At 67.4% G+C, this 21,319-nt stretch carries 25 protein-coding genes, 1 tRNA gene and 1 pseudogene; 7 read left to right on the top strand and 20 right to left on the bottom strand.

Annotation, left to right across the window (positions count from 1 at the left end):
• Positions 1–175 precede the first annotated feature (175 nt).
• The 10 genes from BTE28158_RS16890 to hemN all read right to left on the bottom strand — a co-directional run bounded on the left by BTE28158_RS16890 (position 176) and on the right by hemN (position 10,383).
• Complete coding sequence (locus tag BTE28158_RS16890; RefSeq protein ID WP_151048854.1) at positions 176–1,051, bottom strand: urease accessory protein UreD; 876 nt, start codon at positions 1,049–1,051, stop codon at positions 176–178.
• Between the two features lie 142 nt (positions 1,052–1,193).
• Positions 1,194–1,886 (bottom strand): urea ABC transporter ATP-binding subunit UrtE, encoded by a 693-nt coding sequence (urtE, locus tag BTE28158_RS16885; protein ID WP_059605608.1) that lies wholly within the window; start codon positions 1,884–1,886, stop codon positions 1,194–1,196.
• A 4-nt stretch (positions 1,887–1,890) separates the two neighbouring features.
• A complete protein-coding gene (gene urtD, locus BTE28158_RS16880; RefSeq protein ID WP_151048855.1) occupies positions 1,891–2,748 on the bottom strand; it encodes an urea ABC transporter ATP-binding protein UrtD in 858 nt (285 codons plus the stop codon).
• Positions 2,745–3,932, bottom strand: coding sequence for an urea ABC transporter permease subunit UrtC (gene urtC, locus BTE28158_RS16875; protein WP_151048856.1), 1,188 nt, complete (start codon positions 3,930–3,932; stop codon positions 2,745–2,747). Before urtC ends, urtD begins: the two co-directional genes overlap by 4 nt.
• A gap of 1 nt (position 3,933) precedes the next feature.
• Positions 3,934–5,553 carry an urea ABC transporter permease subunit UrtB gene (urtB, locus tag BTE28158_RS16870; RefSeq protein ID WP_151048857.1) on the bottom strand — a complete coding sequence of 540 codons (1,620 nt, stop codon included), beginning with the start codon at positions 5,551–5,553 and terminating at the stop codon, positions 3,934–3,936.
• 141 nt (positions 5,554–5,694) lie between these two features.
• Positions 5,695–7,002, bottom strand: coding sequence for an urea ABC transporter substrate-binding protein (urtA, locus tag BTE28158_RS16865; protein WP_059605640.1), 1,308 nt, complete (start codon positions 7,000–7,002; stop codon positions 5,695–5,697).
• A gap of 560 nt (positions 7,003–7,562) precedes the next feature.
• The gene (locus BTE28158_RS16860; protein WP_059605618.1) at positions 7,563–7,886 is read right to left on the bottom strand and encodes a rhodanese-like domain-containing protein; all 324 of its coding nucleotides are present in this window, start codon (positions 7,884–7,886) and stop codon (positions 7,563–7,565) included.
• A 14-nt stretch (positions 7,887–7,900) separates the two neighbouring features.
• A complete protein-coding gene (locus BTE28158_RS16855; protein ID WP_059605621.1) occupies positions 7,901–8,557 on the bottom strand; it encodes a protein-L-isoaspartate O-methyltransferase family protein in 657 nt (218 codons plus the stop codon).
• A gap of 104 nt (positions 8,558–8,661) precedes the next feature.
• On the bottom strand, positions 8,662–8,919 hold the full coding sequence (locus BTE28158_RS16850; RefSeq protein WP_151048858.1) for a hypothetical protein: 258 nt from the start codon (positions 8,917–8,919) through the stop codon (positions 8,662–8,664).
• Between the two features lie 72 nt (positions 8,920–8,991).
• Entirely contained in the window at positions 8,992–10,383 is a 1,392-nt protein-coding gene (gene hemN / locus BTE28158_RS16845; RefSeq protein WP_151048859.1) for an oxygen-independent coproporphyrinogen III oxidase, read from the bottom strand.
• A 170-nt stretch (positions 10,384–10,553) separates the two neighbouring features.
• Here hemN and BTE28158_RS16840 point away from each other — a divergent pair, with 170 nt between their 5' ends.
• The 3 genes from BTE28158_RS16840 (at position 10,554) to BTE28158_RS16830 (ending at position 12,503) form a co-directional block, all read left to right on the top strand.
• Positions 10,554–10,871: a YkgJ family cysteine cluster protein gene (locus tag BTE28158_RS16840; protein ID WP_059680838.1), complete on the top strand. Its 318-nt coding sequence runs from the start codon at positions 10,554–10,556 to the stop codon at positions 10,869–10,871.
• A gap of 141 nt (positions 10,872–11,012) precedes the next feature.
• Positions 11,013–11,594, top strand: a complete 582-nt coding sequence (locus BTE28158_RS16835; protein ID WP_151048860.1) for a DUF1439 domain-containing protein — start codon at positions 11,013–11,015, stop codon at positions 11,592–11,594.
• Positions 11,595–11,672: 78 nt separating this feature from the next.
• Positions 11,673–12,503, top strand: a complete 831-nt coding sequence (locus BTE28158_RS16830; protein ID WP_151048861.1) for an undecaprenyl-diphosphate phosphatase — start codon at positions 11,673–11,675, stop codon at positions 12,501–12,503.
• Between the two features lie 119 nt (positions 12,504–12,622).
• Here the strand turns inward: BTE28158_RS16830 and trmB are convergent, their stop codons facing one another.
• Both trmB and BTE28158_RS16820 read right to left on the bottom strand, forming a co-directional pair.
• Positions 12,623–13,390 carry a tRNA (guanosine(46)-N7)-methyltransferase TrmB gene (trmB, locus tag BTE28158_RS16825; RefSeq protein ID WP_151048862.1) on the bottom strand — a complete coding sequence of 256 codons (768 nt, stop codon included), beginning with the start codon at positions 13,388–13,390 and terminating at the stop codon, positions 12,623–12,625.
• A 133-nt stretch (positions 13,391–13,523) separates the two neighbouring features.
• A tRNA-Gly gene (locus tag BTE28158_RS16820) sits at positions 13,524–13,598 on the bottom strand.
• Positions 13,599–13,892: 294 nt separating this feature from the next.
• Here BTE28158_RS16820 and BTE28158_RS16815 point away from each other — a divergent pair.
• A complete protein-coding gene (locus BTE28158_RS16815) occupies positions 13,893–14,237 on the top strand; it encodes a cupin domain-containing protein (RefSeq protein WP_059466993.1) in 345 nt (114 codons plus the stop codon).
• An 80-nt stretch (positions 14,238–14,317) separates the two neighbouring features.
• Here BTE28158_RS16815 and BTE28158_RS16810 read toward each other — a convergent pair whose 3' ends face one another.
• From BTE28158_RS16810 to BTE28158_RS16790, 5 genes and pseudogenes are all read right to left on the bottom strand, one after another.
• Positions 14,318–14,575, bottom strand: coding sequence for a helix-turn-helix domain-containing protein (locus BTE28158_RS16810; RefSeq protein ID WP_239007106.1), 258 nt, complete (start codon positions 14,573–14,575; stop codon positions 14,318–14,320).
• Positions 14,576–14,819: 244 nt separating this feature from the next.
• Positions 14,820–15,026, bottom strand: coding sequence for a hypothetical protein (locus tag BTE28158_RS16805; protein ID WP_059605430.1), 207 nt, complete (start codon positions 15,024–15,026; stop codon positions 14,820–14,822).
• 9 nt (positions 15,027–15,035) lie between these two features.
• Positions 15,036–15,251 (bottom strand): annotated as a pseudogene (gene rpsU, locus BTE28158_RS16800) (30S ribosomal protein S21).
• 30 nt (positions 15,252–15,281) lie between these two features.
• The gene (locus tag BTE28158_RS16795) at positions 15,282–15,491 is read right to left on the bottom strand and encodes a hypothetical protein (RefSeq protein WP_151048863.1); all 210 of its coding nucleotides are present in this window, start codon (positions 15,489–15,491) and stop codon (positions 15,282–15,284) included.
• Between the two features lie 47 nt (positions 15,492–15,538).
• Entirely contained in the window at positions 15,539–15,823 is a 285-nt protein-coding gene (locus tag BTE28158_RS16790; RefSeq protein WP_059605424.1) for a hypothetical protein, read from the bottom strand.
• A gap of 492 nt (positions 15,824–16,315) precedes the next feature.
• On the opposite strand from BTE28158_RS16790, the gene BTE28158_RS16785 reads away from it, so the two are divergent.
• Positions 16,316–17,476 (top strand): enolase C-terminal domain-like protein, encoded by a 1,161-nt coding sequence (locus tag BTE28158_RS16785; RefSeq protein WP_151048864.1) that lies wholly within the window; start codon positions 16,316–16,318, stop codon positions 17,474–17,476.
• 147 nt (positions 17,477–17,623) lie between these two features.
• On the opposite strand, the gene BTE28158_RS16780 is transcribed toward BTE28158_RS16785, so the two are convergent.
• From BTE28158_RS16780 to BTE28158_RS16770, 3 genes are all read right to left on the bottom strand, one after another.
• Positions 17,624–18,160, bottom strand: coding sequence for a chromate transporter (locus tag BTE28158_RS16780; protein WP_151048865.1), 537 nt, complete (start codon positions 18,158–18,160; stop codon positions 17,624–17,626).
• Positions 18,157–18,768: a chromate transporter gene (locus BTE28158_RS16775; protein ID WP_124629655.1), complete on the bottom strand. Its 612-nt coding sequence runs from the start codon at positions 18,766–18,768 to the stop codon at positions 18,157–18,159. Before BTE28158_RS16775 ends, BTE28158_RS16780 begins: the two co-directional genes overlap by 4 nt.
• 131 nt (positions 18,769–18,899) lie before the next feature.
• The gene (locus BTE28158_RS16770; RefSeq protein ID WP_151048866.1) at positions 18,900–19,655 is read right to left on the bottom strand and encodes a DeoR/GlpR family DNA-binding transcription regulator; all 756 of its coding nucleotides are present in this window, start codon (positions 19,653–19,655) and stop codon (positions 18,900–18,902) included.
• An 81-nt stretch (positions 19,656–19,736) separates the two neighbouring features.
• On the opposite strand from BTE28158_RS16770, the gene BTE28158_RS16765 reads away from it, so the two are divergent.
• Both BTE28158_RS16765 and BTE28158_RS16760 read left to right on the top strand, forming a co-directional pair.
• Positions 19,737–20,342 carry an NUDIX domain-containing protein gene (locus BTE28158_RS16765; RefSeq protein WP_151048867.1) on the top strand — a complete coding sequence of 202 codons (606 nt, stop codon included), beginning with the start codon at positions 19,737–19,739 and terminating at the stop codon, positions 20,340–20,342.
• Positions 20,343–20,421: 79 nt separating this feature from the next.
• Positions 20,422–21,306, top strand: coding sequence for an SIR2 family NAD-dependent protein deacylase (locus BTE28158_RS16760; RefSeq protein WP_151048868.1), 885 nt, complete (start codon positions 20,422–20,424; stop codon positions 21,304–21,306).
• Positions 21,307–21,319 lie beyond the last annotated feature (13 nt).

Genomic DNA, 21,319 nt, shown 5'->3' with positions numbered 1-21,319 from the left:
GGTCATCGTAGCACCGCGCCACTTTTCGTGCGTTGTGTAGCCGTTATGTAAGCAGCAAGGCGCGTGCCATGTCGATGGAACGCGTCTCGATGCGCGATCGTGGTGCGCGATGCATGAATCGTGGGCAGGGTGGGCGGCGCGACTGCGCCGAAACGGTGCGTGCCGGGCCGGGCGCTCAGGTCTGCCAGAGGCGCAGCGGCCGTGCGTCGACGCCGTGCACGAGCGGCCGCAGGTAAAGCCAGCAGTCGGCGAAGTGATGCTGCAGTGCTTCCATCGACGTCGATACCGCGCGCACCAGCACGACGCCCGGCGTCACGCAGGTCGCGCCCGCGCGCAGGGTGTCGTCGAACGGCATCCGCACGGCGAGCGCTTCGGCGAGCGCGGCATCGCACGCGGTGCCAACCGCCCACAGCGTGCCGTACACGGGAAAGCCGGCGAGACCCTGCAGTGCGCTGCGCAGCGGATCGTGCGCGTCGAGCAGCCCGCGCTCGGTCCATAGCGGCCGTCCATCGGCATCGACGAGTGCCGAACCCGATGCGATGCGGCCCGCCGACCACGTTTCGCCGGCCGCCTGCCGGCCGAGCTGCGTCGCGTCCCAGCCGATCGCGCTCGCGCCGGCGCCGAGCGTTACCGTGAAGTCGAGCGCGGCGTGGGCCGCGTCGAAGAACAGGTTGTTCTGCGGCAGCCAGTCGAGCTTCGCGTGCTCGCCGACCGTGATGCCGATGCGCTGCGTCGCGTCGAGCCCGTTCGACTTGTACCACTTGGTCGCGCCGGGTGTCGTCAGCACCGCGTGCGTGCCGTCGCCGAGTGTGATGTCGATGTCGAGTCGGTCGCCGCCCGCGACGCCGCCCGGCGGGTGAACGATGACCGCGTGACAGATCGCGTCGCCCTCCGGATACAGCGGCCGCTGGACGCGCAACGGGCCGTCGTGCAGCCGGTGGACGAGCGTCGTGCGCGCGCGGTACCGTTCGAAGCCGAGTTCGAGACGGCCGCGCCACGACTTGGCGATGGCGGGGCGGGACAGCGGGGCGTGGGAGTCGAGGGCGGACATCGGCGGCGAGCGGGAAACGACGGAAACGGGCGCGAAGAACGTGGATGCTACCGGAACAATAATGCAGATGCCGCGTTCGTTGGAAGCGCGGCGTGCGGCCGCACCGCGAACCGGCCGCCCGTGCGCGCTGCCGTGCCGCCGCTCACACCGCGATCAGTTCGCGGACACCGTTCGTTTCCATGTCGCGCGCATCGCCGCCCGCGATGACCTCGCCGCGGCTCATCACCCAGTAATGGTCCGCGATCGAGCGCGCGAAGTCGTAATACTGCTCGACGAGCAGCACGGTCATTTTCGATTCGTCGACGAGCTGGCGCAGCGTGCGGCCGATGTCCTGGATGATCGACGGCTGGATGCCCTCGGTCGGCTCGTCGAGGATCAGCAGTTGCGGCTCGCTCATCAGCGCGCGGCCGATCGCGAGCTGCTGCTGCTGGCCGCCCGACAGGTCGCCGCCGCGTCGTGCGCGCATGTCCTTCAGCACCGGGAACAGGTCGTAGATGCGGTCGGGCACTTTCGACGGCGCCTTGCGGCTCGCCGCGCCGACGAGCAGGTTTTCCTCGACGGTCAGCCGCGGAAAGATGTCGCGACCCTGCGGCACGTACGCGAGGCCAGCCGCGACGCGCGCATACGGCGGCAGCGTGCCGAGCGCCGTGCCGCGCCACGACACGCTGCCGCTTTTCGCGGCGACCACGCCCATCAGGCAGCGCAGCAGCGTGCTCTTGCCGACGCCGTTGCGGCCGAGCAGCACGGTGAGCTTGCCGTCGTCGGCGGCCAGCGTCACGTTGCGCAGGATATGGCTGCCGCCGTAGTACTGGTTCAGTGCATCGATCTTCAGCATTGGATTACCGTCCGAGGTAGGACTCGATCACCGCGTCGTCGCGCTTGACCTGGTCGAGCGTGCCTTGCGCGAGCACCGCGCCTTCGGACATCACCGTCACGCGGCCCGTGTCGCCCGCGAGCGCCGCGACGAATTCCATGTCGTGTTCGACGACCATCATCGAGCAGGTGCCGCGCAGCGTGTTCAGCAGCTTCGCGAGTTCCATCGTCTCGTGGTCGGTCATCCCGGCGGCCGGCTCGTCGAGCAGCAACAGAGCCGGGCGCTGCATCAGCAGCATGCCGATCTCGAGCCGCTGCTTCTGCCCGTGCGACAGCTCGCCGGCCGCGCGATACGCGTCGCTTTCGAGGCCGATCAGCGCGAGCGTCTCCTCGATCTTCGCCTGTGCGGTGCGATCGAGCCGCGCGCGCAGCGACGCGAGCCAGCCCTTGTCGGTCTGCACCGCCAGTTCGAGGTTTTCCCACACCGGATGCTGTTCGAACACGGTCGGCTTCTGGAACTTGCGGCCGATCCCCGCACGTGCGATCTCGGGTTCGTTCATCCTCGCGAGGTCGATGGTCTGGCCGAGAAAAACCTTGCCCGCATCGGGGCGCGTCTTGCCGGTGATCACGTCCATCATCGTCGTCTTGCCCGCGCCGTTCGGGCCGATCACGCAGCGCAGTTCGCCCGCGTCGATCGCGAGCGACAGCTTGTTCAGCGCGCGAAAGCCGTCGAAGCTCACCTCGATGTCCTCGAGATAGAGGATCGTGCCGTGCGACGTGTCGATGCCGGGCGGCACCACGCGGCCCATCGATGCGGTGCCGCTGACGGCCAGCAGCTCGTCCTCGGCCGGTGGCGTGAACTGGTAGAGGGCCGTGCCGTTCATGCGCGTTTCCCCTTTGCGAGCAGCGTGTCCACGAGGCCCATGATGCCGCGCGGCAGCAAGAGCGGCACGAGCACGAAGATCAGCCCGAGAAAGAACAGCCAGTATTCGGCGAAGTACGCGGTAAAGAGGCTCTTCGCGCCGTTCACCGCGAAAGCGCCGACGATCGGACCGATCAGCGTGCCGCGCCCGCCCACCGCGACCCAGATCGCCATTTCGATCGAGTTGCCGGGCGACATCTCGCCGGGGTTGATGATGCCGACCTGCGGCACGTACAACGCGCCCGCGATACCGCACAGCACGGCCGACAGCGTCCATACGAACAGTTTGTACGCGAGCGGGCTGTAACCGAGGAACATCAGCCGCGTCTCGCCGTCGCGCACCGCGGTGACCACGCGTCCGAGCTTGCTGGTGACGATCGCGCGCGCGGCGATGAACGCGAGTACGAGCGTCGCGAAGGTCAGCAGCAACAGCACCGTGCGCGTGCCGGGCGACGTGACGGAAAAGCCTGCGATGCGCTTGAAGTCGGTGAAGCCGTTGTTGCCGCCGAAGCCCGTCTCGTTGCGAAAGAACAGCAGCATCGCGGCGAACGTCAGCGCTTGCGTGATGATCGACAGGTACACGCCCTTCACGCGCGAGCGGAACGTGAAGAAGCCGAACACCCATGCGAGCACGGCCGGCACGAGCACGACCAGCGCGAGCGCCCACGCGAGATGCTGCGTGCCGCTCCAGTACCAGGGCAGCTGATGCCAGTCGAGGAACACCATGAAGTCGGGCAGGTCGCTGCCGTATTTGCCGTCGCGGCCGATCTCGCGCATCAGGTACATGCCGATCGCATAACCGCCGAGCGCGAAGAACAGGCCATGGCCGAGGCTCAGGATTCCGCAGTAGCCCCACACGAGATCGAGCGCGAGCGCGGCGATCGCGTAGCACATCAGCTTGCCGGCGAGCGTCATCGCATACGCGGACAGGTGGAACGCGCTCGACTCGGGCGCGACCAGCGCGGCGAGCGGCACGCCGATGCCGATCGCGATGCACAGCGCGACGAGCGCAAGCCATGCGCGGCGCGACAGCAGCGCGGGGCGGGGCGGCAGGCCGAGCGCGAAACCGTCCTCGGCACGCGCGGTTGCGGCGGGCTTCGGCGCGCCGGCGACCGGATTCGACAACGAATCGGTGATTGAAGTCATGTCAGGCCTCCGCGCTGCGTCCCTTCGGGGCGAACATGCCCTGCGGACGTTTCTGGATGAACAGCACGATCATCACGAGCACCGCGATCTTCGCGAGCACCGCGCCCCAGAACGGCTCGATCGCCTTGCTGACGAGGCCGAGCCCGAAGCCGCCGAGCACGGTGCCGGCGATCTGGCCGACGCCGCCGAGCACGACCGCCATGAACGAATCGATGATGTAGTTTTGCCCGAGGTCCGGGCCCACGTTGCCGATCTGCGACAGCGCGCACCCGCCGAGGCCCGCGATGCCCGCGCCGAACGCGAACGCATACGCGTCGACGCGAGCGGTCTTCACGCCGACGCACGCGGCCATCCGGCGGTTCTGCGTGACCGCGCGCACGAACAGGCCGAGCCGGGTCTTCGTCAGCACGCCCCAGGCGACGCACACGACCGCGAGCGCGAACGCGAGGATCGCGAGCCGGTTGTACGGCAGGATCAGGTTCTGCATCACGGTCACGCCGCCGCTCATCCACGACGGGTTCACGACCTGCACGTTCTGCGCGCCGAACAGCATGCGCGTGGCCTGGATCAGGATCAGGCTCACGCCGAACGTCGCGAGCAGCGTCTCGAGCGGGCGGCCGTACAGGTGCCGCAGCACGAGCCGCTCGAGCACGATGCCCACCAGCGCCGCCGCCGCGAACGACACCGGCACCGCAACGAGCGGATACCAGTCGAACGCGGCCGGCGCATAGCGCTGGATCAGCGTCTGCACGACATAGGTTGCGTACGCACCGATCATCAGGAATTCGCCGTGCGCCATGTTGATCACGCCGATCAGCCCGTACGTGATCGCGAGGCCGAGCGCCGCGAGCAGCAGCACGCTGCCGAGCGACAGGCCCGCGAACACGGTGCCCGCGATCTCGCCGCGGCGCTGCAGCGTGTGCAATGCATCGAGTCCTTGCTGCGCGGCGTCGCGCACGCGCGCGTCGGGCTCCGCATGGCTGCCGTCGGCGTTCTGCGCGACGAGCGGGCGCAATTGCTCGATCATGTCGAGATCGTGGCGCGCGGCCACCACCTGCACGGCTTCGAGACGCTTCGCCGGATCGGCGTCGTGCAGCGCGGCGATCGCCCACAGTGCGTCGAGACGGCGTTTCAATGCCGGATCGGTTTCCTTGGCGCGGGCGCGCTCGATCATCGGCTTGAGCGCCGGGTCGGGCGACTTCAGCAGCGCGTCGATCGCGTCGCGGCGCGCGGCGACATCCGGCGACGCGAGAGCGAGACCCGACAGCGCGCCCGCGATCTTCGTGCGCAGCAGGTTGTTCAGCATCACGGGCTGCGCGTCGCCGGCCGGCGTCGCGGCCTGCGTGAGCGCGTCGTGCGCGGTGTCGCCGGTCTGGATCAGCAGGTGTCCGTCGCCGGTCGCGAGCGCGTCGCCGGTCGACAGCGCATTGAGCAACGCGACGGCGCGCGGATCGGCATCGGCGGCGAGATGTTCGATCGCGGCCGTTTTCGCGTCGAAGTCGTCGCCGGCAAGCGCGGCGGTATCGGCCGCCGTCAGGGCGAACGCGGCGTGCGGCAGCGCGCCCGTCAGCGCGGCACAGGCGACGACCGCGACGGCGGCGCGGCGAAAGCGTGTAGGCATCGAGAAATCCTGTCGGGCGTGGGAAAGCGAACGCGTGCGGCGGCGCGCGAGCGAGTGCGGCGCGTTACCGCAATCGCGGCGGCGTGCCTGCACCGGCCTGCGAACGGAGCGCCACGCCGGTGCGCGGCGCTCCGCATCGCATCAGGCGAGCGCCGCGCGCTGCCGGCGCAGGAACGCCGGGATCGAGCTGACGATGTCCGGCTTGCCCTGGTTGCCCGCGATGAACGGGCTCCACGGCTGCGCGCGCACGACCGTCTTCGTCTTCCACACGACGTTGAACTGCCCGTCGCCGCGGATCTCGCCGATCATCACCGGCTTGTGCAGGTGATGGTTGCCGTCCATCGAGAGCGTGAAGCCCGACGGCGCGGCAACCGTCTGTCCGATCATCGCGACGCGCACCTTGTCGACGTCGGTGCTCTTCGCCTTCTCGACCGCCTGCTTCCACATGTGGATGCCGACGTAGGTCGCTTCCATCGGATCGTTGGTCACGCGCTTCGCGCCGCCTGGCAGATTGTTCGCCTTCACCCACGCGGCGAACTGGTCCTTGAACTTCGTGTTCGTCGGGTTCTTCACCGACATGAAGTAGTTCCAGGCGGCGAGATGGCCGACGAGCGGCTTCGTGTCGATCCCGCGCAGCTCTTCCTCGCCGACCGAGAACGCGACCACCGGCACGTCGGTCGCCTTGATCCCCTGGTTGCCGAGCTCCTTGTAGAACGGCACGTTCGAATCGCCGTTGATCGTCGAGACCACGGTCGTCTTGCCGCCCTGCGCGAAGTTCTTGATGTTCGCGACGATCGTCTGGTAGTCGCTGTGTCCGAACGGCGTGTAGACCTCCTGAATGTCGGCGTCCTTGACGCCTTTCGATTTCAGGAACGCGCGCAGGATCTTGTTGGTCGTGCGCGGATACACATAGTCGGTGCCGAGCAGGAAGAATCGTTTGGCGCCGCCGCCTTCCGCGCTCATCAGGTACTCGACGGCGGGGATCGCCTGCTGATTCGGCGCGGCGCCCGTGTAGAACACGTTGCGCGACATTTCCTCGCCTTCATATTGCACCGGGTAGTAGAGCAGGCCGTTCAGTTCCTCGAACACCGGCAGCACCGACTTGCGCGACACCGACGTCCAGCAGCCGAACACGCATGCGACCTTGTCCTGCGTGAGCAGCTGGCGCGCCTTCTCCGCGAACAGCGGCCAGTTCGATGCGGGGTCGACGACCACGGGCTCGAGCTTGCGGCCCATCACGCCGCCGCTCTTGTTGATGTCGGCGATCGTCATCAGCGCCGTGTCCTTCAGCGACGTTTCGGAGATCGCCATCGTGCCCGACAGCGAATGCAGGATACCGACCTTGATCGGACCCGTGCCCGCATCGGCCGCGTGCGCAAACGGACTCTTGCCCGCCAGCGCGAGTGCACCGGCCATCGAACCGAACTTCAGCAGACTGCGACGTTTCATCGAGTTCCCCTTGACGTGTTTGGTAGGCGTGCGCCATGACGGCGCCGGCATCCGACTAACGCAAGGCATGTGCCAGTCGCACGGATGCACGCCGGGCGTGCCTGTGCGGGGTGGCGTGGGGCGTCGGCGTGGTGCGCGTGACGCGTCGTGCAGCATGCGCGATCCGTTGCGGTGCAGTCGCGCGGGCGCAAATGGTGCACGGCGTGCGCCCGTGTGCGAGCGCGCACGTCACGCGTTGAGGGACGTGCGGAACGTGATCGATGCGCATGCATTCAGCCGCGTCGTGTCGTGTCGGCGTCGCAGTGCACGGGGGGGAAGTGGAGTACGACGGGAAGCGCGAAGCGATCCGTTCGACGGGTGCCATGCTCGGGTGCTCGCCGCCGTTCGACATCGAACGGACGCGGATAGCCGACGGGCTGAAGCGATCGGGGGAGGGGGAACACAGAAGCGGAAATGCAAACGGGCGCGCCATGCGCGCCCGTTCGGCGGATCGGGGCGATCGGCTGCAACGTGCCGGTCGCCGTGGCGGCGCGCGATGCGCCGCCGGGAAGGTCAGTCACTCAGTAACGCGGCACGGACGGATCGACGTCACGCGACCACGCGTCGATCCCGCCCTGCAGGTTGTACAGCTTCGTGAAGCCGCGCGATTCGAGGAACATCGCGACCTGGGCGCTGCGCATCCCGTGATGGCACACGCAGACGATTTCCGCTTCGTCGTCGAGCTCCTCGCTGCGCGCGGGGATCTGTTGCATCGGGATCGACACGCTGCCGGCGATCTGCGCGGTCGAGATTTCCCAGGGCTCGCGCACGTCGAGCACGAGCGGCGCGGGACGCGCCGGATCGCGAAGCCATTCCGCGAGCATCGCGGGTGTCAGGATCTGCATGGAAGCTCCGCCGCTCAGAACTTGAAGCGCGACGGCTCCATCGCGTTGACGAGGTGATTGACGTAGGTTTCGAACACGTCGGCGACACGGTACTGCTTGTCGTCGATGCGCGTGATGATCTGCGCCTTCATCACCGGACGGCCGCCGACGAACGCCGACAGGCGGCCGCCGATCTTCAGCTGTTCGAGCATCTGCTGCGGCACGACCGGCAGGCCGCCCGCGACGCAGATCACGTCATACGGCGCCTTGTCGGGCCAGCCGAGCGAGCCGTCGCCGAGCACGACTTCCGCGTTCGTCACGCCGTCGTTGCGCAGGTTGTCCGCCGCGAACTTTGCGATGGTCGGATCGATATCGACAGCCGTCACGTGCTGTGCGCGATGCGCGAACAGTGCGGCCAGGTAGCCCGAACCCGCGCCGATCACGAGCACGTTCTCGTGCTTCTTGACCGACAGTTCCTGCAGCACGCGCGCTTCGACGCGCGGGAACAGCATCTTGCTGGTGCCGCCGGGCAGCGGCAGCTCGAGGTCGGCGAACGCGAGATCGCGGTGTTCGGGCAACACGTAGTTTTCACGCTTGACGATCGACAGCAGGCCCAGGACGTCCAGATCCAGCACATCCCACGGCCGGATCTGTTGTTCGATCATGTTGAAACGCGCGTTTTCGATATTCATGGTGTGGTCACGCAGCCAGGTCGGCCATCAGCGGGGATAGAGAAACTTCGTGATTGTACCAAAGGGGGCGGCCGCTAAGCCTTCAGACGGCCTGCAACAGACCTTTATCCCTTGCTCTTCTTGATCTGCGCCTCGAATGCGAGGTCGAGCTTGCTCGCCTTGCGCGGCTTTTTGGGGCCGAAGTCGTCGACGAACCTGACGAATTCGTCGAGCGGCAGCGGCTCGCTGCGCTTCTCGGCGGTGCCGCCGGAGCGGTCGACCAGATAGAACAGGCCGCCCGCCATCGCGACGGCCGCGAACTGCGGATTGCCGGAACGCGTTTTCAGGCGTTCGACCGCGTTGGTTGCTTTGGTGGTGCGCATCGTGCGGATTCTTGCAGGGGCGTTGAGCCCCGTACTTTATCAAACCGGCCGCCCGCATGCGGCCGTGCAGCGTCAGACGGTGCGCGAGTAGCGTTGCCGCGGCGTCTGGCCGAGGTAGGCGTCGAACGCCATCGCGATGTTGCGCACGACCATCCGGCCGGCCGGGTGGATCGTCAGGCGGTCGCCGGCGATGGTCAGCAACCCGTCCTGCTCGAACGTGCGCAGCGCGTCGAGCTCGCGCGCGAAGTGATCGGCGAAGCGGATCCCGTGCGCGGCCTCGATATGCGAGAACGGCAGTTCGAGGTTGCACATCAGCTGGGTGATCACGTCCCGGCGCAGCCGGTCGTCGGGCGTGATCCGCACGCCGCGCGTGATCGGCAGCCGGCCCGCGTCGAGCGCGGCGCCATAGGCCGGCAGGTCCTTCGCGTTCTGCGCGTAGACGTCGCCGACCTTCCCGATCGACGACACACCGAAGCCGACCAGATCGGTATCCGCACGCGTGCTGTAGCCCTGGAAATTGCGCTGCAGCGTGCCGTTGCGCTGCGCGCGCACGAGCTCGTCGGTCGGCCGCGCGAAGTGATCCATCCCGATGTACACGTAGCCGGCCTGAGTCAGCATGTCGATCGCGAGGCCGAGCAGCGCGACGCGCGTTGCGGGCGGCGGCAGCGTCGCGTCGTCGATCTGCCGCTGCATCTTGAACAGGTGCGGCATGTGCGCGTAGCCGAATACCGAGAGGCGGTCGGGCGCGAGTTCGATGATTGTCTCGAGCGTGCGCGCGAATACGGCGACCGTCTGGTGCGGCAGTCCGTAGATCAGGTCGACGCTGACCGAATGGAAGCCCGTCGTGCGTGCTGCCGACAGCAGGTCGGCCGTCATCGCGAGCGGCTGGATCCGGTTGATCGCCTGCTGCACGATCGGATCGAAATCCTGCACGCCCAGGCTCAGCCGGTTGAAGCCGATGTTGCGCAGGTGGACGAGCGTCGCGGGCGTGACCGTGCGCGGGTCGATCTCGATCGAGAACTCCGCGTCGGCGTCCGGCGCAAGCGCGAAGTGTTCGCGGGTGGCCACCATCAGCTCGGCCGTTTCGTCGTCGGACAGGAAGGTCGGCGTGCCGCCGCCCCAGTGCAGCTGCGTGACCGGGCGCGCGGGATCGAACAGCGCGGCCTGCAGCGCCAGCTCGCGCTTCAGTTGCTCGAGATACGGGCGCGCGCGGCGGCGGTTGTTGGTCGCGATCTTGTTGCAGCCGCAGTAGAAGCAGGCCGTGTTGCAGAACGGGATGTGGAAGTACAGCGACAGGTCGCTCGACGACGCGCCGGGATCGCCCGCGGCGCGCACGTAGTCGGCCGGGTCGAAATCGTCGCGGAATTGCAGCGCGGTGGGGTAGGACGTATAGCGCGGCCCGTTCGCGCCGTACTTCGCGAGCAAATCGGGACGGAACATTGTGTCGGCAGAACCGGAACTCATGATGGTCTCGCGCTTTTTAGATGCTTTCGAGTATATAAACGCGCGTTTCGGCTGCATTGTGTAATAACGTCGCAGCCGGCGGTGGCACAATGCGCAGTGGGCTGCCGCACGCTGCGTCCGGTTGCCGCACCGTTTTTTGTTGTTCGTGAGAGAGCCGAGTGTCCGTCGAAATGCCTGTCCGTCCGGCGCCCGCCGATGTCCCGCCGCCGCATGCGTGCCGCGAGGGGTGCGGCGCATGCTGCATCGCGCCGTCGATTTCCTCGCCGATTCCGGGGATGCCCGACGGCAAGCCGGCCGGCGTGCGTTGCGTGCAGCTCGGCGACGACCTGCGCTGCCGGATCTTCGGCCGGCCCGAGCGTCCCGCGTGCTGTTCCGGACTGCAGCCGTCCGCCGAGATGTGCGGTGCGTCGCGCGACGACGCGCTCGCGTGGCTGACGCGCCTCGAGGTCGCGACGCAGCCGGCGCCGGGCGCCGGCGCGGCCCGCTGACGCATTGCCCGCGCTGCCCGTCACCGGCACGCGCATGGAACCGGCGACATCCGCCGAAGCACTAACTTCGGTCCACGGCCCTGCTTGCGGCCGAGCCGGTAACCCGACGGACGCTTCGCCCGATACAGGAGATTGTTCAGCATGACCGCATCTTGCACGCCCGGCCGGCGCCGCTTCCTCGCCGCTTGCGCCGGCGCCATCGGCGTGTCGGTATCGCTCGCCGCCTGCGCGTCGACTTTCCCGTTCATCCCCGATCACTACACGTTCTCGCGCGGCGATGTGCAGAAAGCCGTCGCGCGCAAGTTTCCGTACCAGAAGACGGTCGCGCAGGTCGTCGACGTGTCGCTCGCCAATCCGGCCGTCAACCTGCTGCCCGACCAGAACCGCGTCGCCGTGCAGCTGGACGCGCATTTCGCGAGTCCGTTCCTGAGCGAACCGGTGAGCGGCAAGTTCATCGTGTCGGGCCAGCTGGCTTACGACGCGCCGAGCCGCTCGGTCGTGCTGAAGGCGCCGGCCGTCGACAGCCTCGTGCTCGACGGCAACGCGCAGATGTACGCGCAACAGGTCGGCGCGGCCGCCGGCCTGCTCGCGACGCAGGTGCTGACCAACTATCCGATCTACACGTTCAAGCCCGAACAACTGCAATTTGCCGGCGTGAACTACGAACCCGGTACAATTACGATTCTTACAAACGGCATACGCGTAGCGATCGTCGAAAAGTGACGGCGCACCGCGCGCGGCCGGGCGGGCCGCGACGGTGACGCGGCCCTTTCTTTCGACTACTTCGGAGTTGGGCCACGGATGGACTGGATCCTGATCTGCAAGGCATTGATCCTCGGCGTCGTCGAGGGGCTGACGGAATTCCTCCCGGTGTCGAGCACCGGCCACCTGATCGTCGCGGGCAGCTTCCTGAATTTCAACGACGCGCACGCGAAGACCTTCGACGTCGTGATCCAGTTCGGCGCGATCCTCGCGGTCTGCTGGGAATACCGGCAGCGGATCGTCTCCATCGTGTCCGGGCTGCCGAGCCGGCCCGACGCGCAGCGCTTCACACTGAACGTCGTGATCGCGACGATTCCCGCGATCGCGCTCGGCCTGCTGTTCGAGAAGAAGATCAAGGCCGTGCTGTTCTCGCCGGTGCCGGTCGCGTTCGCACTCGTCGTCGGCGGCGCGATCATCCTGTGGGCCGAGGCGCGGCAGCGCGAACGCCTCGAGCCGCCGCGCGTGCAGTCGGTCGATGCGCTCACGCCGCTCGACGCGCTGAAGGTCGGCATCGCGCAATGTTTCGCGCTGGTGCCGGGCATGTCGCGCTCGGGCTCGACGATCATCGGCGGGATGCTGTTCGGCCTCGACCGGCGCGTCGCGACCGAATTCTCGTTCTTCCTCGCGATTCCGATCATCTTCGGCGCGACGCTCTATGAAACCGTCAAGGACTGGCAGGCGTTCACGGTCGATTCGCTCGGCCTGTTCGCGCTCGGGCTCGTTGCCGCCTTCGTCAGCGCGTTCGTGTGCGTGCGCTGGCTGCTGCGTTTCGTCGCGACGCACGACTTCACCGTGTTCGCGTGGTACCGGATCGCGTTCGGCCTGTTCGTGCTGTTGGTGGGGTATAGCGGGTGGCTGAACTGGGCGTGATGCCCGTGCGGGGGCGAGGGCGCATCCAATAGAGAACGGCCCGACCGGTAGCAGATGCCGGTCGGGCCGTTTGTCATTGCGCGACGCGCAGCGTGCGTTGCGCGCGCCGCGCGTTGTGTTCAGCCGGCGCGTTTGCGGAACACCAGGTCCCACACGCCGTGGCCGAGCCGCAGCCCGCGCCGTTCGAACTTCGTGACGGGGCGGTAGTCGGGGCGCGGCGCGTAGTCGGCAGCCGTGTTTTCGAGCGTCGGTTCGGCGCCGAGCACTTCCAGCATCTGTTCCGCGTAGTTTTGCCAGTCGGTCGCGCAGTGCAGGTACGCGCCGGGCTTCAGGCGCGATGCGAGGTGCGCGACGAGCGGCGGCTGGATCAGTCGGCGCTTGTGATGGCGCGCCTTGTGCCACGGATCGGGGAAGAAGATGTGCACGCCGTCGAGGCTTTCCGGCGCGAGCATGTGCTCGAGCACCTCCACCGCGTCGTGCTGGATGATGCGGATGTTCGGCAGGTCCTGCTCGCCGATCAGTTTCAGCAGCGCGCCGACACCCGGTTCGTGCACTTCGACGCCGAGGAAGTCGTCGCCCGGGCGGTGCGCGGCGATTTCCGCGGTCGATGCGCCCATCCCGAAGCCGATCTCCAGGATGCGCGGCGCGCGGCGGCCGAACACGGCGTCCCAGTCCGGGATTTCCGCCGCGTACGGGACGACGAAGCGCGGGCCGAGATCGTCGAGCGCGCGGCGCTGGCCGGTCGACACGCGGCCGGCGCGCGTCACGAAGCTGCGGATGCGGCGGCGGTGCAGCGGGTTGACTTCGTCGGCGCCGTCGGCGGCATCGTCGGGAAGGGCGGCGTCGTCCGGCGGCAGGCCGGCTTCGTTCGGATCGTCGTGCATCATCGGTGACAGAGAAAGGCTTGGTTCGGGCGCGGGCCCGTCATGCGCAACGGTGCTGCCAGATGAACCGGCAGACGGTACAAAAAAGCCGCCTTCGACGAGGCGGCTCTTGCGCAGGCTGCCGAGCAGCCGAAGGTGGAGCGGGCGATGGGAATCGAACCCACGTCATCAGCTTGGGAAGCTGAGGTAATGGCCATTATACGACGCCCGCAGAACGCGTAATTCTACAGGGTTTGGCCCAGATGTTGCAAGCAAGGCGTTTTTGGCCGCCTGCCTCGAAGCACGCATGGGCTCGGTGGTTGGGCGACGGATCGCCGGGAACGGGCGTCAAGGATCGGCCGGAAGCGGTCGGTCATCGCAAGGCCGACCGGAACACGCAGGCGGCGCGCCAGCACGCAAGCCCGTGTCGAAAATAGACGAGTCGGTGTCGGACGCATACAAGCCCGGGTGAAGCTTTCGAACTAACGTGACAGACCTTCTACCCGATCGTTAGTCTGGAGCCGACATGTCCGATTTCATCACCGTTCTGCGCAAAACCTGCCCGACCCCGGTCGTCGACGCGACCAAGTGGAAGCGCATCGGCGGCGATCCGCACACCGTGAACCTCAACGCCTACCTCTCGAAGGATGGCAGCAAGATCATGGGCACCTGGATCTGCACGCCGGGCAAGTTCGAAGTGAACTACGAGAAATGGGAGTACTGCCACTTTCTCGACGGCTACTGCATCATCACGCCGGAAGGCGAGGAGCCGGTGCACCTGAAGGCCGGCGACGTGTTCGTGATCGAACCCGGCATGAAAGGGACGTGGGAAGTGGTGGAGACGGTGCGCAAGTACTTCGTGTTTGCCTGAGCGGGCCTGTCGATTCGACTCGCGTACCAGCGCCGGTTGAATCGATGCGTTGAAACGCACCCGTGCCGACGAGCAAGGGTTCAGTCGGGATCGCAAGCAGGGGATTCCGGCTCAACAAACTCGCTCCGGTTCGGAAACAACTCGCCGAGCGTGGCCGCACGCTCGGCCGGTTCCGCTATCCCGTCGATCTCACCGATCGCGCGGGGTGTCTGCCGCTCACGATAGGCGCTCGGCGCCATCCCGTACGCCCGCCGAAGCGCGCGCCCGAGGTGCGACGCATGGGCAAATCGGCAGGTCGACGCGATCTCCAAAATGCTCTTGTCCGGATACATCAGCATCCATGCTGCCGGGCGCTTCCTTGAACAGCCGTCGTTCCGCGAGCATGTCCCGCGAGTAGATCAATCGTTTCGTGATCCGCGGCAGAACGGTGGTGATCGGGGGGGGGGGCGAACGGCCTTGCGGGGGTTAGGCGATGGGCAAAGAAGCGCGGCCAGTCCGGAGTCGATCAGAGCGCTCGCGTGCATCGCGATGTCCGCGCAGCACCGCCCGGCACGACGCGATTCGACAACGTCGGGGCGACGTTCACTGCTCGATGCTCAGGGCTTTTTCGATTGCGGCAATCAATCTGAATGCATCGTCTCGGCCGATCAGGAGGCCGCGACTGGTGTACTCGCAGCCGAACGCGTAGAAGCTAGGCAGAAGCGTGATCGCATCCTTCTGTCGATCGAAATCGACCTCGCACTTCGTCAACGGGAAGAATGGAGGGTCCTCGACGGTCGGCTGATACACGGCGTTCTCCTAATAGAGCTTGCGAGGCGGCAGCATGCGTTTCGCGAGCAGGCGCTGTCTCGCGACGGCGCTGGCATTCTTGCGCTTGCGCTCGGTAGTTGGCTTTTCATAGCCGGTGCGACCACGCAACTCGCGGATCAGGCCCATCTTCTCGATGTTTCACCGGAAGCGCCGGAGCGCGACATCGACAGGTTCGTCGGGCTTGCGGATGATCGTCGTCTGCAGGTGCTGTTTCAAGACACGCGTGGCGGAACACTAGCCGAGCCGGGTCATGACGGCACTCGCGATCTCGTCGGATTCGAATTCGGAATATCCGGCGCTGATCGTCAACGCGCGCACTGCAGCGAACATCTGCAACTCGGGTTGGTGACGCAACGCAGAACCGGCGAGGCCGTCGTGCGGGACTGCGTCGGTAGTGGAAATCTCTCGCCGTTCGATCAGGCGGAGGAGTTCATCGATAATCATTTCGTCATCCGAATCAGGGTGCGGCCGCGCTGCCGCGACAGGAAGCGTCAATGGGAATCAGCGAAGAGCGGCTGCTTGTCGCGATTGCCGTCGATGATCTGCTCCGCGTAGCGAACGGACGCGCGGCGCGCTTCGCCCGCCGATTCGAACGGTGCGTTGTCGATCAGCCGGAATGTTTCGCTGCGGGTCAGCGTGTCGGTGGTGCCGCGCAGGCAGATCTTCACGGCCGCGTCGAAGCCGGCGTCGTAGTTGTGCGTATTACCGTTCAGCGACGGAGTGTGCGGGTAGATCAGCGGATAGATTTCGAAGCCACGATAGAGATGCATGCTCATGATGAACTCCTGGGTTCGGGCGCGACAAATCGCGTGGACGAACGCATCCGACCGGTATCACCGCGGCGCGGTGTGACGGGTGGGGTGAAAAGGACAGCAATGCGCGCGGGTAACGGAGGGTAACGGCGCGACGCAGCGAGAGGGTAGACGGCGGGGCGAGCGGCGAGTGGAGTGACGCGGGCTCGGACAAAAATCATCATACGCGCTTCGCGTTGGATGTCTATCTAATTCGCGGCCGTGCCAGTGGGGTGCGATGATCGGCGTCGAGGCTCGCGACGCGCCTCGCACGTGATGCGGCGGTCGTCCGCACGTCGACGCGGCACGGCGCGATTCGGGTGATGTCGAGCGAGTCGGATCCCTTCGCCGCATCGCGACGGTCGCGCGTCTGCACGACATCGCGCAGGCGCCTATGATGCAGCGATTCGCCATTCGCGCTGTCCCGAAATGCGCGCATGGTCCGCAAACGCCGAACGTTTTCCCGGAACCCCGACCATGCGCATCATCGACATCCGCGAGCAGGCGATCCCCGTTTCCCGCCATGCAGATCCGGCGCTTCCGTCGGGCGACCTGACGACGAGCGTCGTCGCGATCGTCACCGATGTCGTGCGCGATGGCCGGCCGATCACGGGTTATGGCTACGCTTCGGTCGGTCGTCATGCACAGGGCGGGCTGATTCGCGAACGGTTCGCGCCGCGTCTGCTGGCCGCCGCGGACGCCATCGCCGACGACGCCGGCACGAACCTCGATCCGTTTCGCGCATGGCGCGCGATGATGGCAGGCGAGAAGCCCGGCGGGCACGGCGAACGCTGTGTCGCGGTCGGCGTGCTCGACATGGCGATCTGGGATGCCGCCGCGAAGATCGCGGGGCTGCCCCTCCATCGCTTCGTCGCCGATGGGCTCGCGCGCAACGTGGTACCTCGCGTGCGTGTCTATGCGGGCGGCGGTTACCGCTATCCGCACGACGATCTCGCGCACCTGTCGGACGAGATGCGCCGCATCGCCGATCTCGGCTACACGCACGCGAAGATCAAGATCGGCGGCGCGGATGTCGATGACGACAAAAGACGCATCGAAGCGGCCGCGGCGTGTCTGGCCGACAGTTCGCATCTCGCGGTCGATGCGATGAACACGTACGACGCGACGAGCGGCCGCGCAGCCGTCGCGATGCTGGCACCGTTCAAACTCTGGTGGTTCGAGGACCTTTGCGATCCGCTTGACCTGCCGCTTCATGCGGACCTGACCGCGCAATACGCGCCGCCGGTCGCGGCCGGTGAGGCGTTGTTCTCGCTCGCGGAAGCGAAGCTGATCGAACGCTACGGCGGCCTGCGCCCGGACCGCGACGTCCTTGTGTTCGATCCGGTGCATTGCTATGGCCTGCCGGGCTATCTGCAGATCGTCGACCATTTCGTGTCGAACGGCTGGCGGCGCGATGCGTTCTGGCCGCACGGTGGTCATCTGTTCTCGTTGCACGTCGTGTCGGCGCTCGGGCTCGGCGGCGCCGAAGTGAGCCCGTTCGCGTTCCGCCCGTTCAACGGGCTGGCGGACGGCGAATCGGTCGACGCCGGCTACGCGGCCGTGCCACAGGCGCCGGGCATCGGCTTCGAGCGTCATGCCGATGCGTACCGCACGTTTCGCGCGGTAGCCGGCTTGTGAACTGCGCGGCCGGTCTCGGCGCGCGTCGATCGCGAAGCGGACCGCGAACCCGAGCATCATCGCGGCGACGAACCGTTCGCGCACACACTACGTGAGCACGCGGTCGAACAATGTGCGGCATGCCCGTACGCCATGGGCGAGCCGCCGTCACCCGATCGCGTGCGCGCCGACCAGCAGCAACGCGCCGACGACGATCAGCAGCAGCGTGTGAATGCGCGTGACCATCACGCATATCGTCGACACGACCGCGATCGCCCGCGCGGGCCAGCCGCCGTCGAGCGCCTGCAGCAGCACCCAGACGGACGCGAGGATCATGCCGGCCGCGACCGGGCGCAGGCCTGCCTCCAGCGCGACCTGCCAGCGTGCGCCCTGGTGGCGCCGCCACAGATGCGCTGCGCCGTAGATCAGGAACGCGGTCGGCCCGAACAGCGCGAGCGTCGCGATGACCGCGCCCCAGAAGCCCGCCACCTGCCAGCCGATCAGCGTCGCGAGCAGCGAGCCGGGGCCCGGCGCCATTCGCGCGATCGCGAAGTCGTTCACGAACTGCGAGGCCGTCATCCAGCGATGCACGTCGACGACCTGCCGCTGGATGTCCGCGATGATCGCCTGACCACCGCCGATCGTCGCGATCGACAGCGGTGCGAATACGCCGAACAGGGCGGCGTAGCGTGACGAGGCAGTCATCGTTCGTCGCTCCCGACGATGGATGCGGCCGCGCGCCGGTATTCGAGCGCGACGCTCAGCGCGCCGGCGATAAGTACGGTCCATACGAGCGGCCAGTGCAGCACCGCCACCGACACGAACGTGAGCGCCGCCACCGCGAACGGCAGCGCGCGGCGCGGCAGCCGGCGCACCGCGGTGATCGCCATCGAGATCGACAGCCCGATCGCCGCGGCGGCCGCGCCCGCGAGCGCGACGTGCGTGAGCGTGAAGCGCGTCAGCGTCGAGAACGCGACGCCGAACAGCACGATCAGCACGGCCGGCGGCGCGATGATGCCGGTGAAGCCAGCCACCGCGCCGCGCCATCCGGCCAGCCGGTAGCCGATCCAGATCGCGAGGTTCTTCACGTTGACGCCCGGCAGCGCCTGCGACAGCGCAAGGCCGTTGAGGAACGCTTCCTCGTCGAGCCAGCGCCGCTCGTGAACGAAGTCGCGCATCATGCGCCCGCTCAGCCCGCCGCCGAAGCTGGTCAGGCCGATCTGCGCGAACGCGATGAACAGTGCGAGGACGCCGGGCGGCGGGGCAGGGCCGTCGGATGGCGCGGGTGTGATCGGGTTGCAGGGTGAAGACATCGGGCGGACGGGGCGCGGCGGGTGGGCAGTCGCCCATCGTAGCAAGCGGCACCTGTCGGCACGCTGACATCGCGCCGACGACGATGTCGGTGCCGCCCCACCGACGTGCAGACGTCGAAGCCGCGGCTCGGCTACGCGCGCACGACCGTCACGCCCGCGGCCTCGATCGGCTCGGTCAGCGCTGCATCGGTTTCCCGTTCGACCACGATCGCTTGTGCGAGCGTGAGTTCGCCGATCGCGAACTGCGACGCCGCTCGCAGCTTGGATTGCGAAGCCAGCACGATCGTCTCGCCGGCGCGCCCCGCGAGTGCGCGCTTGATCGCCGCTTCCTCGAAGTCGCCGGTGCTCAGCCCCGCGACTGGATGAACGCCGGTCACACCCATGAAATACAGGTCCGCGTGGATGCGCGAGATGCTTTCCATCGCCGCGGCGCCCACCGCGACGATCGAATGCTTGTACAGCCGTCCGCCGATCAGGATCACGTCGATCGACGGATGCGCGGCCAGTGCGACGGCGACGCTCGGGCTGTGCGTGACGATCGTCGCGCGCAGGTCGGGCGGCAGCTCGCTGACGAGCAGTGCCGACGTCGTGCCACCGTCGACGATCGCGACCTGTCCGGGCGCGATCATCTGCGCGGCCCGGCGCGCGATGCGCCGTTTCTCCGCGGTTTCGAGCAGCTCGCGCTGCGCGAACGGCGCGACCGCCGGCGACGCCGGCAGCGCGCCGCCGTGCACGCGCTGCAGCAGGCCCTCGGCCGCCAGTTCGCGCAGGTCGCGCCGGATCGTGTCCTCGGACACGCCGAATTGCGCGCTCAGTTCGACGGCCAGCACCTGGCCGTCGCGGGCGAGCGCGTCGAGGATCGCTTTCTTGCGTTGGGTCGTCAGCATCGGGTTTGCACGAAATTTCTTGAAATTGCACGAACATGCACGCTACCATGAGTGCCGTCACTTGTCGAATGGGAGACCACCATGGCCGCAACGCGGGACCGCGTCCGTATCGTCGATACGACGGTGCTGTCCAATGACTGGTATGTGCTGAAGAAGGTGACGTTCGATTTCCTGCGCCGCGACGGCACGTGGCAGCGCCTGAGCCGCGAAACGTACGACCGCGGCAACGGCGCGACCATCCTGCTGCGCAACGCGACGACGGGCGACGTGCTGCTCACGCGGCAGTTCCGGATGCCGGCGTTCGTCAACGGACACGACGGGATGCTGCTCGAAGCCGCCGCCGGCCTGCTCGACGACGCGACGCCCGATGCACGCATTCGCGCGGAGGCCGAAGAGGAAACCGGCTATCGCGTGCGCGGCGTGCGCAAGGTGTTCGAGGCGTTCATGAGTCCCGGCTCGGTGACGGAAAAGCTGCATTTCTTCGTCGGCGAATACGATGCGTCGCTGCGCACGGGCGACGGCGGCGGCATCGCGGAGGAGGGCGAGGATCTCGAGGTCGTCGAGATGCCGCTGCACGCGGCGCTGGATGCCGTCGAGCGTGGCGAGATCGTCGACGCGAAGACGATCATGCTGCTGCAGTACGTCGCGCTGCGGGAACCCGCGGGCGTGCGCGCCGCGGCTGCGTGATGTCGCGGCACGGCGCCCGAACCGGCGTATGATCGCGCGACGCCACTCGCGCACCGTTCGACGCTTCCGCTGCTCCATCATGCCGATTTCCGACTCGTCCGATTCCACTGATTCCACCGATTCCAGCGCCGCTGCCGAGCCACTGCCGGCTCATCTGGTCGCGTCCGCCGTCGAGGCGCTCGCGCGCGCCGATGCGCTGCTCGTGACGGCCGGCGCGGGCATCGGCGTCGATTCGGGGCTGCCCGATTTCCGCGGCACGGACGGCTTCTGGCGCGCGTACCCGGCGCTGCGCCACGAGCGTTTCGAATTCCACGAGATCGCCTCGCCGCAGGCGTTCCGCGCACATCCGCAGCTTGCGTGGGGCTTTTACGGACACCGTCTCGGACTCTACCGGCAGACGGTGCCGCACGCGGGCTTCGCGATCCTGCGGCGCTGGATGGACGCGATGCCGAACGGCGGCTTCGTGCTGACGAGCAACGTCGACGGCCAGTTTCAGAAGGCCGGTTTCGATCCGGCGCGTGTCGCCGAGATTCACGGTTCGATTCATTCGATGCAGTGCCTGCGACCCTGCTCGGACGACACGTGGGACGCCGCGCCGTTCACGCCCGATGTCGACGCGGCCGCGTGCCGGCTGGTCGGCGAGCTGCCGCGCTGCCCGCGTTGCGGCGGCCTCGCGCGACCGAACATCCTGATGTTCGGCGACAACGGCTGGCTCGGCGAACGCTACGACGCGCAGGAGCGGGCCCTGCAGGACTGGATCGCGCAGGCGGGATGGGTGACCGTCGTCGAGATCGGCGCGGGCACCGCGATTCCGACCGTGCGTCTCTCAAGCGAACGGCTCGGTGCCGACGTGATCCGCATCAATGCACGCGAGGCCCATGCCCGCCGCGCGGACGTGATCGGGCTGAAGGGCAGCGCGCTCGCGACGCTCGTGGCGCTCGACCGTGCATGGCACGGCAGCTGAGCGGCGCGGGACG

Origin of the sequence: Burkholderia diffusa (genome assembly GCF_902499115.1) — a bacterium.
GTDB lineage: Bacteria > Pseudomonadota > Gammaproteobacteria > Burkholderiales > Burkholderiaceae > Burkholderia > Burkholderia diffusa.
The sequence above is the reverse complement of the archived record's forward strand: the minus strand, read 5'-3'. Positions and strand labels throughout refer to the sequence as shown.

Coding starts and splice junctions, on each gene's coding strand:
- BTE28158_RS16790 (WP_059605424.1), bottom strand. CDS start 15,823: ATGAGCATGCATCTCTATCGTGGCTTCGAAATCTATCCGCTGATCTAC.
- BTE28158_RS16860 (WP_059605618.1), bottom strand. CDS start 7,886: ATGCAGATCCTGACACCCGCGATGCTCGCGGAATGGCTTCGCGATCCG.
- BTE28158_RS16795 (WP_151048863.1), bottom strand. CDS start 15,491: ATGATTATCGATGAACTCCTCCGCCTGATCGAACGGCGAGAGATTTCC.
- BTE28158_RS16770 (WP_151048866.1), bottom strand. CDS start 19,655: ATGCTGACGACCCAACGCAAGAAAGCGATCCTCGACGCGCTCGCCCGC.
- BTE28158_RS16830 (WP_151048861.1), top strand. CDS start 11,673: ATGGACTGGATCCTGATCTGCAAGGCATTGATCCTCGGCGTCGTCGAG.
- urtA (WP_059605640.1), bottom strand. CDS start 7,002: ATGAAACGTCGCAGTCTGCTGAAGTTCGGTTCGATGGCCGGTGCACTC.
- BTE28158_RS16785 (WP_151048864.1), top strand. CDS start 16,316: ATGCGCATCATCGACATCCGCGAGCAGGCGATCCCCGTTTCCCGCCAT.
- BTE28158_RS16850 (WP_151048858.1), bottom strand. CDS start 8,919: ATGCGCACCACCAAAGCAACCAACGCGGTCGAACGCCTGAAAACGCGT.
- BTE28158_RS16835 (WP_151048860.1), top strand. CDS start 11,013: ATGACCGCATCTTGCACGCCCGGCCGGCGCCGCTTCCTCGCCGCTTGC.
- BTE28158_RS16815 (WP_059466993.1), top strand. CDS start 13,893: ATGTCCGATTTCATCACCGTTCTGCGCAAAACCTGCCCGACCCCGGTC.
- BTE28158_RS16890 (WP_151048854.1), bottom strand. CDS start 1,051: ATGTCCGCCCTCGACTCCCACGCCCCGCTGTCCCGCCCCGCCATCGCC.
- urtC (WP_151048856.1), bottom strand. CDS start 3,932: ATGACTTCAATCACCGATTCGTTGTCGAATCCGGTCGCCGGCGCGCCG.
- BTE28158_RS16765 (WP_151048867.1), top strand. CDS start 19,737: ATGGCCGCAACGCGGGACCGCGTCCGTATCGTCGATACGACGGTGCTG.
- urtE (WP_059605608.1), bottom strand. CDS start 1,886: ATGCTGAAGATCGATGCACTGAACCAGTACTACGGCGGCAGCCATATC.
- hemN (WP_151048859.1), bottom strand. CDS start 10,383: ATGAGTTCCGGTTCTGCCGACACAATGTTCCGTCCCGATTTGCTCGCG.
- BTE28158_RS16775 (WP_124629655.1), bottom strand. CDS start 18,768: ATGTCTTCACCCTGCAACCCGATCACACCCGCGCCATCCGACGGCCCT.
- BTE28158_RS16855 (WP_059605621.1), bottom strand. CDS start 8,557: ATGAATATCGAAAACGCGCGTTTCAACATGATCGAACAACAGATCCGG.
- BTE28158_RS16810 (WP_239007106.1), bottom strand. CDS start 14,575: ATGCTGATGTATCCGGACAAGAGCATTTTGGAGATCGCGTCGACCTGC.
- urtD (WP_151048855.1), bottom strand. CDS start 2,748: ATGAACGGCACGGCCCTCTACCAGTTCACGCCACCGGCCGAGGACGAG.
- urtB (WP_151048857.1), bottom strand. CDS start 5,553: ATGCCTACACGCTTTCGCCGCGCCGCCGTCGCGGTCGTCGCCTGTGCC.
- BTE28158_RS16840 (WP_059680838.1), top strand. CDS start 10,554: ATGCCTGTCCGTCCGGCGCCCGCCGATGTCCCGCCGCCGCATGCGTGC.
- trmB (WP_151048862.1), bottom strand. CDS start 13,390: ATGATGCACGACGATCCGAACGAAGCCGGCCTGCCGCCGGACGACGCC.
- BTE28158_RS16760 (WP_151048868.1), top strand. CDS start 20,422: ATGCCGATTTCCGACTCGTCCGATTCCACTGATTCCACCGATTCCAGC.
- BTE28158_RS16780 (WP_151048865.1), bottom strand. CDS start 18,160: ATGACTGCCTCGTCACGCTACGCCGCCCTGTTCGGCGTATTCGCACCG.